The sequence below is a fragment of the Cohnella sp. GCM10020058 genome (genome assembly GCF_042683485.1).
Lineage (GTDB): Bacteria > Bacillota > Bacilli > Paenibacillales > Paenibacillaceae > Cohnella.
The window spans coordinates 742,246-755,039 of record NZ_JBHUJV010000001.1 but is presented as its reverse complement, the minus strand read 5'-3'; the positions used below and the strand labels follow the sequence as shown (position 1 = coordinate 755,039).

The window sequence follows — 12,794 nt, the reverse complement described above, 5'->3', positions numbered from 1 at the left end:
ATCTCGATGGAACAGATATACACAATACTGCGGGCGCGCGGAGCGATCGATACGATCAAATCGTTCTATGGTTCCGGTACTGGCTCGGCGTCATCCCCGTCATGCGCTTGAAGATCTTGATGAAGTAGTTGTCGTTCATAAAGCCGACGCGCTGGCCGATCCGGTTGACCGGCTGATCGGTATTGAGCAGCAGCTCGATCGCCTTGTCCACGCGCGTGCGGTGCAGATAGTGAATCAACGTCTCCCCCGTCTTCTTTTTGAAAAGCGCGCTGACGTAGTTCTCACCCATCATGACGTAACGCGACAGCGTTCCGAGCGTGATGTCCTGATCGTAATGCTGTTCGATATACTGAATGATCTTGTTCACTTCGGGATGCGTAATTCGCTCCTTGACCGCGACCGGCGGGCGCGGAGCTGAAGTCTGATGCGCGCTGCCGGGCCGGGCCGCAGCGGCGGCCGCCGAGCCGCCGGACAGCTCCCGTCCCACCTTGGCCAGCGTCTCCCGCAGATCCTTTACGCTCATCGAAAGCTTGAGTATATAATTGGACGCGCCGTATTCCATCGCCTGGCGCATCGCCTCGAAGTCGCCGATACAGGTCAGCATGAGGAACTTGGAGCCGATGCCCGCGTTTCTGGTTTCCTTGAGCAGCGCGAGCCCGTCCATCTGCGGCATGACGATGTCGCACAGGACAAGATCGGGCGGATCGCGCTTGATGAGCGCCAGCGCTTCGACGCCGTTGCTCGCTTCGCCGGCCAGCGTGAAGCCCATCTCCTCCCAGCGGATGATCTCCTTGACCGATTCCCGGACGAACGTCTCGTCTTCGACCAGCAGCACCTTGTACATCGCTTACGCCTCCTTCTCGTCTTGGCGAGTCAACTCGTGAAGTCCGCTCTCGTAAGGCTGGGACAGCAGCAGCGGCAGTCGCATCCGGCATAACGTGCCGCGCGGCAGCGGCACGATGTCGAGCTCTCCCTTGTCCTTGAACAGCAGCCGCAGCCGCTCCCGTACATTGTCCAGCCCAATGCCCGGCCGCTTGCGCCCTTCCTCGCGAATGCGCCTGGACTGCCCGAGCCCGACGCCGTTGTCCTCGACCTCGAGCGACAGCCTGTCCGGGTATTCGGCGTCCCTGTCCATGCGAATGAGAATGCGCCCGCCCTCCTGCATGTCGGCGATGCCGTGCCGGATCGCGTTGTCGACGAGCGGCTGCAGGCTCAGCTTCGGAACCAGCGCGTAAACGAGCGCCTCGTCGTAGCTGAATTCGATCTCGAAGCGGTTGCCGTACCGCACCTGCTGAATGTAGAGGAAGGCGCGCGTCAGTTCGATCTCGTCCTTCAAGTAGATGAGATCCACGTCGGAGTTGAGGCTCGTCTCCAGCAGCTTGCCGAGGGACAGGCAGATCTCGACCGTCTCTTCGCTGCCGCCGCGCAGTCCGATCCACTTGAGCGTATTAAGCGTATTAAGCAGAAAATGCGGGTTCATCTGGGCGAGCAGCATCTGGAAATGGACGGCATCCTTCTGCCGCTCCTCCGCCCGCAAGCGTTGGATCAGCCCGTTCATATCGACCATCATCGTATTGAAGGTGCGCGTCAGCTCGAGAATTTCGCCCTTATAGTTCTTTTCGGGCAGCCGAATCCGCAGATCCTTGCGCACGGCCTCTCTCATCTTCACCTGCATGCGGGAGAGGGGGCGCGTGAACGTATAGGCAAGCATAAAGGCGACTGCGACGAATATCGCCGTGATGATATAGAAGGTGACGAAGTATTGCTGCTTCAGGCTCTCGATCTCGTTAAACAGCACCCGCAGCGGAATCCGATCCACCAGGTACCAGTCCAGCGACGACAGATAGCTGTAGTTGACGAGCGCATCCCCGCTTTTGTCGGTCCAGAATCCATTGTCCGGCGCGCGCGCGACGGCATCGACCGCAGCAGACGACAGCTCCGTGCCCGGGATCGATCTCGCGATCGTATCCCCTTTTCTCGTCATGATGAAATAGGCCTGATCGCTTTCCGACTTCTGAAGCATGGACTGGAACCAGAAAGAGAAATCGATGCTGATCCTTGCAAGTCCGTACGTCCGGTTGCCGCGGTCCCGCAGTTCGGCGTAAAGCGACAGCAGCATCGGGCTCTTGGAAATGTCGCGAGACACATAATTCTCGTCGTCGGGCACCCATAGATAAGATGCCTTCGTTTCCCGCATGGCGGCAAACGATGCGTTCGACGCAATCGCGTCGTAGTCGAGCGGACGTCCCGGCTGATACGACGTGTACACATGGCCGTGATCGTCGAGCAGCGTGAAGTACACGGACGGGTTGTACAGAAAGAAGCTGTTGTTCAAGCCTTTGAATTTATCCTCCATCAAGTCCTTGTTGTCCAGGACGGAGTGCTTGTCCGGCTCCTGAAGAATCTGCCGCACCTCCGTATCCTGCTCCAGGAAAATGAGCGTCTTAAACGCGATACTGAGCTGATCCTCGAGAGAACGGTGCAGGTTGTCGAGCTGTTCGTGGCTCTGTTCGCTCACTTTTTTCTGAACGAGCGACTCGATCTTCTGGTAATTGTATATGTTCAAAATGCTGAACGGAAGCAGGATGACGAGCACGAACGCCGCGAACAGCCGGTATTTGAGCTTATGGGGAACGAGATGAGACAGCAAGCCCCGCATGTTAAGCGACTCCTTTGCGCGAGTGGTGAACTCATTATAACATCGGAGGTACGGTCGCTTCGGCTCGCACGCGCATAATCACCAAATCGTAGGATCGTTGCGTTAAAATCATCAAATCGTTCTATCCGCACATATTAAAATGGGAAATTGAAAATTGGAAAAAAGCCCGCCTCATCGGTAGAGACGGACTTCGTGCGGGACGGACGTTTACTTTACCTTTACGCGAAGCTGCGGCGAAGATGATGTTCCCGTTGCGATGCGCTGCGGCGCAGCCTGGATGCCCGCGGCTTTTTTCACCGAGTCGGTCACCGTCTGAATCACTTCCCCGACATCGTGCGCGGACTCGAACAACGGGTCGATCGTCTGCATCTTCCCTTTGACGTCGCGGGTCACCTGATTGGCGTTCCGGATGAGCTGGGAAGCCTCCTGGGTCAAGCCATGGACGGCGTTGCGCACCTCGGCGAGCGTCTTGTTCGTCTCCCCGAGCGTCGTCATGCTCTTGCGGAGCGTTAAGATCAGATACACGGCTAGTCCGGCAAAAGCGATCGCGGCGACTGCGGCGCTGATTTGAATGACCATATGCAGCACCCCCTCTCCTCCTTCACTGTATGTCCGAAGGGGGCTGGACATTCCTTTGACGTCGATTGGGCGGCGCGGTCCCGGCCGGAGAAGAAGCTCCATATGCTTCTTCTCCGCGGCATATTAACCTGGGAGCGAAGTTACACGGAAAAACCGCGCAACTGTGTGACGATAAGCACATTTTGGCACTAACGCCGCAACTGAAACCCGCCGGACTGTGCCGATAAGCGCATTTGGGCATTAACGTCGCCTCCGCGCCGCCCGGAAAGGTGTCGATAAGCGCAAAAAGGCATTAACGCCCATCCTCCTCTACTCCGGACTGTGCCGATAGGAGCATATGGGCGCTAACGCCAGCTATGATAGTCCATTCTTGCAAAAGCGATTACAGCTTCTCCCCCCGGGTACGGGTTGGTCGTTCCCAACCGGCTCGCGCCCGATCGCGACCCTAATCTTGTCCTTGTGCCAGATACATCCGCGCCTCGTACGGACGCAGCGTCCCGCGCTGCGGTTCGTCCGCATAGTTGGCGATCAGCAGCCGCATGTCGCGAGGCAAAGCCTCCGGCAGCTCGAACGTGACGTCCGCGCCGTAAAAATTGCACAACACGAGCAGCGTCTCGCCGTCCAGCTTGCGCGTATACGCAAACACGTCGCGATGCTCGGGAAGCAGCAGCTCGTAATCGCCGTAGACGAACACCTTATGCGCCTTGCGAAGCGAGATCAGCCGCCGATAATGGCTGAAGACGGAATTCGGATCGTCACGCTGCGCATCCGCGTTAATATCCGCATAGTTCGGATTCAACTTGATCCACGGCTCCCCCGATGTGAAGCCCGCCTGCAAAGACGCGTCCCACTGCATCGGCGTCCGCGCGTTGTCCCGCCCTTTCGCATAGATCGAAGCCATCACCTCTTCATGCGGATAGCCTCGCCCGGTTCGCTCCTTGTAAAGATTGAGCAGCTCAATGTCTCTGTAATCCTCGATCGGATACCTTACGTTGGTCATGCCGAGCTCTTCGCCCTGGTATACGTACGGCGTCCCCTGCATCCCATGAAGCAGTGTGGCCAGCATCTTGGCGGACTGCACCCGATACGTCCCGTCGTTGCCCCAACGGGAGACGATACGCGGCAGGTCGTGGTTGTTCCAGAACAGGCTGTTCCAGGCTTCGCCCTTCAGCTCCGTCTGCCACTTGGACAGCACGGCCTTGAGCCTCAGAAAATCGAGCGGCGCGAGGTCCCATTTGCTCCAGCCTTCCTTTTCGTCGAGACCGATATGCTCGAACTGGAACACCATCGACAGCTCGCTGCCGTCCGGATTGCTGTACAGCTTCGCGATGTCCGGCGTCGCTCCCCACGTCTCGCCGACGGTGAGCAGGTCCGCGCGCCTGAACGTCCGCTCACTCAGCTCGCGGATGTAATCGTGCAGCCTGGGCCCGTTGCCGGTGATCATGCGATCGGGCTCCTTGGCGATCAGGTCGATGACGTCCAGGCGGAAGCCGCCGACGCCCTTGTCGATCCACCAATTGATCAAGTCGTAGATTTCTTCGCGAACGCGGGGATTCTCCCAGTTCAGGTCCGGCTGCTTGACGGAAAATAAGTGAAGGTAATATTGGCCGAGCTCCGGCACCCATTGCCAGGCCGAGCCGCCGAAGATGCTGCCCAGACCGTTCGGCGGCGATCCCGGCTCGCCGTCGCGCCATACATAGTAGTCGTGATAAGGGTTGTCCCTGCTCTTTTTCGCTTCGACGAACCAGGGATGCTCGTCGGAGGAATGGTTGAGCACGAGGTCCATGACGATCTTGATCCCGCGCCGGCCGGCCTCCTCAATCAACCGTTCCATGTCGGCGAGCGTGCCGAACATCGGATCGATGTCCCTGTAGTCGGCGATGTCGTACCCGTTGTCGTCCTGCGGGGACTTGCACACCGGGGACAGCCAGATCGCGCCGATGCCGAGCTCCGCCAGATAATCGAGCCGCGAGATAATCCCCTGCAGATCGCCGATGCCGTTGCCGTCGCTGTCCTGAAAGCTTCTCGGGTAAATCTGGTACACGACGGTTTCCTTCCACCACTTGTGCTGCTGCACGCCGAATCGCCTCGATTCCTATAAGCTGCATCGCTTCTTGCTTCGCAACCTATTTTACCCTTTTCCGGGCATTCCGTCTAAAATAGCGGCTTCCTGTCGGACGCTCCGAACGTCTCCTGGCCCTTCGCCGGATAGACCGTGCGCCAGCATGCGGCACAGTCCGTAGCCGATCAGGCCGCCGAGCGTGTTCAGGATCAGGTCGTCCACGTCGAAGCTGCCCATCATGAAGACGATCTGCGCGCATTCGAGCGCCAGGCTCACCCCGAAGGCGCGAACGGCCGCGCTTGTCCAGCCGCTTCGGCTCAGCAGCGCGACGAATATGCCAAGCGGGACGAAAAGCGCGATATTGCCAAACAGGTTGACGATATCGTAAGGCTGATCCAAACGGTCGAGATACATGGAGATTGATCTGAACGGCGTCAGATTGGCGGCGTGCCACCGGTACAGCATATTGCCGGGCCGGTCGAGCGCGCCGAGCAGCTGGCGTCCGAGATAAGGTACGCTTACCTCGCCGAATTTGAATAGAATGATTTTAACCAGCACGTACAAATAGCAGATGAGCAGCATGGCTGCGCCAAATCGAATCGCGGGGGCAAGGCTTGCGGCAGGTCTGGTTGTCATGAGATTCGCTCCTATCTTGGCTTTGATCCCATCTTACCGTCCGTTTTTAAATGAAATGGAAGGAACGGCTTTAAGTTTTTCTTAAATCGGGCGCTTTACAAATCATTGTCGGCATGTTACCTTATTTCTATAATTTTAGAAATTGCGATGAATAAGGCGGTGAGCAAGCGATGGTCCCGGACAACGAGGAAGTCAAGCAAGCGGTGAAAGTATACAAAGCACTCGGCGAACCGACCCGCATCAAGATCGCGATGCTGCTCACGGAGGAACAGACGCTCTGCTGCTCCGACATTAACAGCAAGCTCGAGTCGGTGGCGGGCTCCACGCTGTCCCATCATCTGAAGCAGCTGACGGAGAGTGGGCTGCTCCAGCTCCGCAAGGACGGCACTTACATTTATTACAGCGTCAACAAGGACGTCGCGCGCAAGTACGCGCCCTACCTGTTGGGTTAGCCGGCTTTCGGCACGCACGGCAGGTCGTCTTTCGCTCTTTATTTCGATAAATTTAGAAATATAAAATTTAAGGGAGCTGGGGAATATGAGTAACGCTTGGAAAATCTATATGTTGGCTATCGTAAGTTTCCTCGTCGGCACGTCCGAATTCATCATAGCGGGCATTCTGGACAAGGTCGCCGCCGATATCGGCGTCTCGCTGGCTGCAGCGGGGCAATTGATCACCGTGTATTCGCTGGCTTACGCCTTCGGCACGCCCTTCCTGATGGCCGCGACGGCCAAGGTCGACCGCAAACGGCTTATGATCTACGCGCTCGCCGTATTCGTCGTCGGCAATTTCGCCGCGCTCGCGTTTTCCGGCTACGGCTTCCTGATCGCGTCCCGCGTCGTCCTGGCGCTCAGCAGCGGCGTATTCGTCGTGACGTCGCTCACCGTCGCCGCCAAGCTCGCCCGGCCCGAGAAGCAAGGCAGTGCGATCGCCACGCTCGTCATGGGCTTCAGCACCGCGCTGATCGTCGGCGTACCGCTGGGCAGGCTCATCTCCTCTCTGTATAACTGGCAGCTCGTATTCGGCGCCATCGGACTCCTCGGCGTGCTCGGCATCGCGCTTGTCGCCTATACGGTGCCGCAGACGGAAAACGAGCGCCCGATCCCGCTTCGCGAGCAGGTCCGGCTGCTGGCGAACCCGAAGATCGCCGTCGCGCTGCTCATTACGCTATTCTGGATCGGCGGCTACTCCATCACCTACACGTATATCTCGCCGTTCTTGCTCGACATTACCGGCCTGAGCGAACGTGGCGTCAGCATCGGCCTGTTCGCGCTCGGCGTCGCGAGCCTCGTCGGCTCCAAGCTCGGCGGCTTCAGCACCGACAAGTGGGGCTACCGCCGCACGCTCGTAGGCGGCATGACGCTTCACGCAACCATCCTCGTCCTTCTTTCGCTGCTGGCCCATTCCCCCGCCTTCGTCATTCCGCTGCTCATGCTATGGGCATTCGCAGCCTGGTCGTCCGGCCCGACGCAGCAGTACCACCTCATCACGCTAGCACCGGAAGCCTCCAGCATCATGCTGAGCCTGAACAGCTCCGTGCTGCAGCTCGCGATGGCGGCTGGCGCGGGCATCGGCGGCGTCATCGTCGAGCAGACCTCGCTCGCCGCGGTCAGCTGGATCGGCGCTGCAGGCGTCGCCGTCGCGGCGCTGGTCGCAGCTTCCGCTTTCGGCTATTTCAGGCCGGCCTCGGCCGCCATCCGCCGGAAGGAAGCGGAGCTGGCGGCAAAGCTCGGCGCCCAGGATTTGAGCTGAGCTCGCATGCACAGAAGCCGCGGTCCATGGCCGCGGCTTCTTGCTATTTCCATTCCGTCACCTACGCCGCGCCAGCAAACCGACGGCCCGCCCGCACGCAATGCCGATGCGCTCTCCTTCCTTCCAAGGGCAGATCCACCTGCCGAGATCGTTATTTACATGCACGTGCTCGGATCGTTGCAGACCTGGTAATCTTACGTTGGCAGAAAAGAAAGCGCGTGGTATGATGATACATATCGTATCATTCCCAAGGAGCGTCTGGCGATGTCCGTGAAGATCAGCGTTGCCGTACCTACGCACAAACGTGCGCATTTTTTGAGAGAAACCCTGCTGTCCATCTGCGCGCAAACCCGCATGCCCGACGAGATCGTCGTCAGCGAGGACGGCAGGGACGCGCCCACCTTCGAGACCGTCAAGGAGATTCGGGCGATGTACCCGGCGATCGCGATCAAGCATATTGCGAGCATTTCGGACGATGTGCGGATCGGCCAGCTGAAGAACCGGCAGCAAGCGTTCCGCGCCACTACCGGCGACTTTGTCGCGATGCTCGATGACGATGACGTGTGGGAACCGCGGTTTTTGGAATTAGCCGAGGCGGCACTGCTCTCGCATCCGGAATGCGGGTTCGTGTCGAGCAATCATTACTTCATGGACGAATCGGGGAACAGGCTCTCCCAGCAGAGCCGAGACTTTGCCGCTTATAGCGGGAGAACCGCGATGAGCAGCCAGCCCTACACGGATGTGCTCTCTCATACGCTTCGCTACAATGCTTGCGTTTTTTCGCTGCAGTTCAGCCTGTTCAGAAAAGGCGCGCTCGAGCGGGTCGGGTTTTTCCAGCCGAGCGGCGGTCTGGTACCGGACTATATGCTGATGCTCGCGCTCGGCGCACGAGGGCTCAGCGGCTATTTTCTAACCGAGTATTTGGGTTCGTGCCGGGTCCACCCGGGGCAGCAGACCGCGAAGCGGCTGGAAAACGTGAAGAGCAAGTTCGAAGGGCTCGCCTATATGATTCACGTATTCGGCGAGCGGCTGACGCACGAGCAGCGGCGCTTGCTCGTTAAAAAATATCAGCAGACCGTGCTGGAATATTCGATCGCGCTGGCCCATGCCAGGCAGCGATCGGCGGCCCTGCAGATGATGGCCCGGCCGTTCAACCGCTTCGGCTCGGCGCTGCCTTCTCCGAAGCGGCTGGCCGTCCTCTTCGCGCTGCTGCTCGGCGTGCGGAGACTGCGGCACTGAGCCCTTCTTGATCTGCAAGCAAAAAAACCGGGGCTCTTCCTCTTCTGCCCCGGTTTTTCGATGCATTCCCCCTGCTGCTTCGGCAGTTGAGCGGCGTACGGTCTCGGATACGTGCTCGGTATCCTGTACGACCCGCTTGCCGATCTGAATGTTTCCTAACGCAAACTTTGGTTTCGGACAGACATCCTTACTTCCGTTTACCGATGCGGAACAGAAAATAAACGATCAGAACCAACATCCCTAACACAAAGATCTGAGCGATCGCCGCAGACCAATCGAACGTCACTTCGCCGTCCTCCCCTCATCGGACGCAAGCCAAGAAGTCTATAATCGTCCGATCCAGCTTTTCTTTTTCAGACCCTCGGATGTTGTGACCGCTCTCGCTAAACTCCTCGATTCGCAAGTTAAGGAAATGAAACTTGTAAGGCACCAACTCCTCGTCGGAAATCAAAGAATCCGCCAGCAATCCTCTCATAACAAGTGCGGGCTTCTCGAATGAAAATGTAATTTCACAGGCGGTGGAGTCCTTTTGAATGCCGTGAACGGCCTCCGCGCGGATATTTGACGTTAATCGATTCATGGGGATTAAGTAGTCTTCGATGTAGGAGCTGGCCCACTCTGCAGTCATCGCCTTATGCTCCGCAGGGTAGTCCTGTACGATTAAAGAAGCAATTCGGTCGAAATGGAGCCTGGTATACGCCAACGCATAAGATACGCCGCGCGAATAGCCGTAAAGGTGGAACTGCGTCAGTTGCAGCTGCTGTACGACTGACTCGATATCCGCCACATGGTCTTGCAGATCGTAGCCTGAGAGCGGCGTATCGCTGCGGCCTCTTCCGCGAAAGGAAAGAACGATGGTTCTTCTCGGCAGCATGGCGGCCATGAAGTCTTGGTATTCCTCTGCAGTCTCCGATAGCCCCGGGCAGACTAGGATGGGGATCAATGAAGCATCCGATTCGTGGAGAGTGTCCAGATAATGAATGTGCAGACCGTGTAAATCGGAATATTCGGAAACAAGCTCCATGGACGTCCTCCTATTCATTTAGAAAGTTCATCGATTGAATAATGCATGCCTTTAAAACTTCAATATCAACGTCGTCTAACTTATTGATGTACACGCAACCCTTACCGGACGTGTGCTTGCCCAACTGATTTAACAGTAATGCTCGATCGTTTTCATTCATTGATAGATAAAGACTAATCTTCGCTTTTCTAGGAGAAAAGCTGGCGAGCGGCGCGTCTCCTTCATGACCTGACGCATACTTGTAATGATACGAGCCAAATCCGATAATGCTTGGCCCCCACATCTTTGCTTCTAACCCTGTCGTTTCCGTATAAATATCCAGCAGCCGATAAGCGTCCTGCCGCTTTTGTGGATGATTCACGCTTTCAATAAATTCAATGACGCTAGAGTCCGTGGCTTTCGTTTTAAGTTCGTACATTGTGAGATTCACTCCTTCCTATATGGATTAAGCTTCCATGAAGCTTTACTTTTCTAAGCACCAATCGCCTTTATACATTCAACCCGATTTCCAAAAGGGTCCCTGAATTCAAACCGCTCAAATCCTTCAATCGGCACCGATTCTAAAATCTCGATTCCGTTTCCCTTTAATATGGCTTCAATGGCGCTTAAGTCCTCTACTTCATAAGCCAGATGCGCCTTGGTCATCAGACGGTCAACGCCGTCTTCCGTTCCGATGTGAAGCTGCTGATCGCCAACCTCGACCCAAAAACCGCCTCTGCCGAGCAGCGATTCCGGTTTTGGGGTTTCCTTCAGCTTTAACACGCCGCAATAAAATGCTTTGGCCTGGTCTTCTTGACCTTTAGGAATTGTAATTTGCGCATGGTGAAAACGTGTGATCATGAAGTTTTATCCCCCTTATCATTGCAGCTGTTTCCTCATATTTGTGTAATAAGCTTTAAATCCGACCTTCTCCCAAAAACGCCTTCCTGCCGGATTTGTCTCTAGCACATCTATAATCATGGTTGTCGCTCCGCCGAATCGGTCTTTCTTTAACAAGTTTATCGCATCACGACCATAGCCTTGGCTTCTTTCATCCCGATTAATAAAAAACTGCCTGATGTATACTTCTGTTTCAATATCATCAAAGGGGGCGACCTGAAGCTTGTATACCGCATATCCAATCCTTTTTTCTTCCTTAAAAAACAAATCTATGTTCCATCCGTCCCTCAGCCAACCCAACATCCTCTCCCGCAATTGAAAAAGGTTCATTGGATTTTGGCTGCCTTCGTCCTGAATCAGTTGAAAATTCATTTCAGCAATAACATCCGCGTCGCGTTCAGTAGCCGAGCCTAACGATAAAACCATCAGGTCAGTCCCCTAATCTTATGGTTTTGTACGCACGTAATGCCGAATAACATCGTCATTCCAAACCTGCACTTCAATATATCGCTCGGGCCCTTGCTTCCCGTCATGATTCCACTCCTGAGGCCAACCATATTGCTTAATGATTTGTTGAATTTCATACAGCGTATAGACATTTTCTCTATACGGCTTGCCATCTTTAAACCTCATCGTCGGAAAAAGATCGCCGTATGTAAAACTGAGCGTAGCGGGATCAAACGCATTTAGCGGAATCTTCAGTTGCTTGCCGTCGGCATACCAGTCTTTTAGCCACTCACATGGCCCCAAAGTCATATAGTGCGGGTAGTTGTTTGTGGCCTTGCCGCCCTTCCGAATAAAGATCGTCCGGGCTCTCTCCTCTAACTCGCGCCTGATTTGCAAATAATCTTCCGTTCTTTTGCTCGCAAAAACAGTGTTTTCTTCTCTTAAGACGTGAATGATGCTTTGTGCTTCCGAAAGCTTGAGAGCGGATAAGTTTTTAAAAGGACCTGTCTTCGCCTCGTAGTAATGAAACAGATCACGTTGAATCGAATGAATTACCGGTTCCGAACTCATTCAAAAATAGTCCCGCGATTAGCACCACGCCGGAAAATTTCTGTTGGATAATATTCAGACATTGTCATTACGGGTTGCTCCTTTTCTTCAAAACTCGCGTAAGGATACCCACCACATACGTCTTCAAGAACCTTGAATATAAATCATAATTTCCTCTGCTCTAACAATTGCCTGATTACCCACAGTCGCTTCTGCTTTTCCCACAACAAATCCTCTTCTGTCCCTCACAACTTCATAATACAATTGAGGTCCGACAATGAATCATTCGTTACAGGTAACGTTTTTATATCCTTTTGCCCATTTCCATTGCTCCACTTCTGTAATTCGATCGATCATTAAAAAGGGATAACGATGCGGGAGTACACTTTGAATATCGATCATTTATTGCTCTCCTAACTTGCAGAAATAAATAGCAATTTAATAGTTACGGCCCACATTTTAATAAATAAGTTCCTTATTAACTTCAATCCCCGTTGCCCCACAATAGTCCATATACTTCTTTAAAACGCTGTAGATATCGTCCTGCCCAATGATCTGATCGTTATCGTCAAAATATTGAAGTGAACCGCCTAAAATAAACAATGTAATCACTTCTTCTTGATTGGTTATTAATGTATGTATATCTCCAGGCGGCTCAAAAATAAATGTTCCTGGTTTTGCAATCCAGTCTCGTCCTTCATATCTCCATTGTCCCTGTAGGTTATATCCAATGACGGAGCCGCCGGTATGTCGATGTCGGGCTAATACTGTATTGCTTTTTATTTTGAAAAGGTAGATCCACGTGCCAGTCGACAGATCGAATCTCAACGGTTTAAAGTAACAATTTGCAGTTCCTTCATCAAATGGAACCCACGGTAATTCATCAATATTAAAAACTTTCTCGGACAATTGGAGACTTTCTGCTAATTTGATAACAGCATCGTTAATTAAGTGACTCATTCCATCAC

At 54.6% G+C, this 12,794-nt stretch carries 14 protein-coding genes and 1 pseudogene; 3 read left to right on the top strand and 12 right to left on the bottom strand.

All coding sequences use genetic code 11. The features are described 5' to 3' along the window. Nucleotides 1-55 precede the first annotated feature (55 nt). The 5 genes from ACFSR7_RS02965 to ACFSR7_RS02945 all read right to left on the bottom strand — a co-directional run bounded on the left by ACFSR7_RS02965 (nt 56) and on the right by ACFSR7_RS02945 (nt 5,936). Entirely contained in the window at nt 56-844 is a 789-nt protein-coding gene (locus ACFSR7_RS02965; protein ID WP_378158952.1) for a response regulator, read from the bottom strand. Nucleotides 845-847: 3 nt separating this feature from the next. Then, entirely contained in the window at nt 848-2,659 is a 1,812-nt protein-coding gene (locus ACFSR7_RS02960) for a sensor histidine kinase (RefSeq protein ID WP_378158950.1), read from the bottom strand. A gap of 207 nt (nt 2,660-2,866) precedes the next feature. Next, complete coding sequence (locus tag ACFSR7_RS02955; protein ID WP_378159069.1) at nt 2,867-3,238, bottom strand: DUF948 domain-containing protein; 372 nt, start codon at nt 3,236-3,238, stop codon at nt 2,867-2,869. 445 nt (nt 3,239-3,683) lie between these two features. After that, entirely contained in the window at nt 3,684-5,315 is a 1,632-nt protein-coding gene (locus tag ACFSR7_RS02950) for a glycoside hydrolase family 13 protein (protein ID WP_378158949.1), read from the bottom strand. Between the two features lie 54 nt (nt 5,316-5,369). After that, complete coding sequence (locus ACFSR7_RS02945; protein WP_378158948.1) at nt 5,370-5,936, bottom strand: VanZ family protein; 567 nt, start codon at nt 5,934-5,936, stop codon at nt 5,370-5,372. A gap of 170 nt (nt 5,937-6,106) precedes the next feature. On the opposite strand from ACFSR7_RS02945, the gene ACFSR7_RS02940 reads away from it, so the two are divergent. The 3 genes from ACFSR7_RS02940 to ACFSR7_RS02930 all read left to right on the top strand — a co-directional run bounded on the left by ACFSR7_RS02940 (nt 6,107) and on the right by ACFSR7_RS02930 (nt 8,927). Further along, nucleotides 6,107-6,388: an ArsR/SmtB family transcription factor gene (locus ACFSR7_RS02940; protein ID WP_282909720.1), complete on the top strand. Its 282-nt coding sequence runs from the start codon at nt 6,107-6,109 to the stop codon at nt 6,386-6,388. Between the two features lie 85 nt (nt 6,389-6,473). Then, entirely contained in the window at nt 6,474-7,688 is a 1,215-nt protein-coding gene (locus ACFSR7_RS02935) for an MFS transporter (RefSeq protein ID WP_378158946.1), read from the top strand. A gap of 264 nt (nt 7,689-7,952) precedes the next feature. Then, on the top strand, nt 7,953-8,927 hold the full coding sequence (locus ACFSR7_RS02930) for a glycosyltransferase family 2 protein (protein WP_378158945.1): 975 nt from the start codon (nt 7,953-7,955) through the stop codon (nt 8,925-8,927). Between the two features lie 301 nt (nt 8,928-9,228). Here the strand turns inward: ACFSR7_RS02930 and ACFSR7_RS02925 are convergent, their stop codons facing one another. From ACFSR7_RS02925 to ACFSR7_RS02895, 7 genes and pseudogenes are all read right to left on the bottom strand, one after another. Continuing rightward, entirely contained in the window at nt 9,229-9,951 is a 723-nt protein-coding gene (locus ACFSR7_RS02925; RefSeq protein ID WP_378158943.1) for an alpha/beta fold hydrolase, read from the bottom strand. Nucleotides 9,952-9,961: 10 nt separating this feature from the next. Continuing rightward, nucleotides 9,962-10,369: a DUF1801 domain-containing protein gene (locus tag ACFSR7_RS02920; protein ID WP_378158942.1), complete on the bottom strand. Its 408-nt coding sequence runs from the start codon at nt 10,367-10,369 to the stop codon at nt 9,962-9,964. Nucleotides 10,370-10,422: 53 nt separating this feature from the next. Then, entirely contained in the window at nt 10,423-10,791 is a 369-nt protein-coding gene (locus tag ACFSR7_RS02915) for a VOC family protein (protein WP_378158941.1), read from the bottom strand. Nucleotides 10,792-10,809: 18 nt separating this feature from the next. After that, nucleotides 10,810-11,256 carry a GNAT family N-acetyltransferase gene (locus ACFSR7_RS02910; protein ID WP_378158939.1) on the bottom strand — a complete coding sequence of 149 codons (447 nt, stop codon included), beginning with the start codon at nt 11,254-11,256 and terminating at the stop codon, nt 10,810-10,812. An 18-nt stretch (nt 11,257-11,274) separates the two neighbouring features. Beyond that, nucleotides 11,275-11,847: a hypothetical protein gene (locus tag ACFSR7_RS02905; RefSeq protein ID WP_378158938.1), complete on the bottom strand. Its 573-nt coding sequence runs from the start codon at nt 11,845-11,847 to the stop codon at nt 11,275-11,277. A gap of 123 nt (nt 11,848-11,970) precedes the next feature. Beyond that, nucleotides 11,971-12,225: pseudogene (locus ACFSR7_RS02900) on the bottom strand (hotdog family protein). 60 nt (nt 12,226-12,285) lie between these two features. Further along, nucleotides 12,286-12,786 (bottom strand): 2,4'-dihydroxyacetophenone dioxygenase family protein, encoded by a 501-nt coding sequence (locus tag ACFSR7_RS02895; RefSeq protein ID WP_378158936.1) that lies wholly within the window; start codon nt 12,784-12,786, stop codon nt 12,286-12,288. Nucleotides 12,787-12,794: the final 8 nt, after the last annotated feature.

What these genes read in the sequence shown, in the direction of transcription:
- ACFSR7_RS02965 (WP_378158952.1), bottom strand. Translation starts at nt 844, where the DNA reads ATGTACAAGGTGCTGCTGGTCGAAGACGAGACGTTCGTCCGGGAATCG.
- ACFSR7_RS02960 (WP_378158950.1), bottom strand. Translation starts at nt 2,659, where the DNA reads ATGCGGGGCTTGCTGTCTCATCTCGTTCCCCATAAGCTCAAATACCGG.
- ACFSR7_RS02955 (WP_378159069.1), bottom strand. Translation starts at nt 3,238, where the DNA reads ATGGTCATTCAAATCAGCGCCGCAGTCGCCGCGATCGCTTTTGCCGGA.
- ACFSR7_RS02945 (WP_378158948.1), bottom strand. Translation starts at nt 5,936, where the DNA reads ATGACAACCAGACCTGCCGCAAGCCTTGCCCCCGCGATTCGATTTGGC.
- ACFSR7_RS02940 (WP_282909720.1), top strand. Translation starts at nt 6,107, where the DNA reads ATGGTCCCGGACAACGAGGAAGTCAAGCAAGCGGTGAAAGTATACAAA.
- ACFSR7_RS02935 (WP_378158946.1), top strand. Translation starts at nt 6,474, where the DNA reads ATGAGTAACGCTTGGAAAATCTATATGTTGGCTATCGTAAGTTTCCTC.
- ACFSR7_RS02930 (WP_378158945.1), top strand. Translation starts at nt 7,953, where the DNA reads ATGTCCGTGAAGATCAGCGTTGCCGTACCTACGCACAAACGTGCGCAT.
- ACFSR7_RS02925 (WP_378158943.1), bottom strand. Translation starts at nt 9,951, where the DNA reads ATGGAGCTTGTTTCCGAATATTCCGATTTACACGGTCTGCACATTCAT.
- ACFSR7_RS02920 (WP_378158942.1), bottom strand. Translation starts at nt 10,369, where the DNA reads ATGTACGAACTTAAAACGAAAGCCACGGACTCTAGCGTCATTGAATTT.
- ACFSR7_RS02915 (WP_378158941.1), bottom strand. Translation starts at nt 10,791, where the DNA reads ATGATCACACGTTTTCACCATGCGCAAATTACAATTCCTAAAGGTCAA.
- ACFSR7_RS02910 (WP_378158939.1), bottom strand. Translation starts at nt 11,256, where the DNA reads ATGGTTTTATCGTTAGGCTCGGCTACTGAACGCGACGCGGATGTTATT.
- ACFSR7_RS02905 (WP_378158938.1), bottom strand. Translation starts at nt 11,847, where the DNA reads ATGAGTTCGGAACCGGTAATTCATTCGATTCAACGTGATCTGTTTCAT.
- ACFSR7_RS02895 (WP_378158936.1), bottom strand. Translation starts at nt 12,786, where the DNA reads ATGAGTCACTTAATTAACGATGCTGTTATCAAATTAGCAGAAAGTCTC.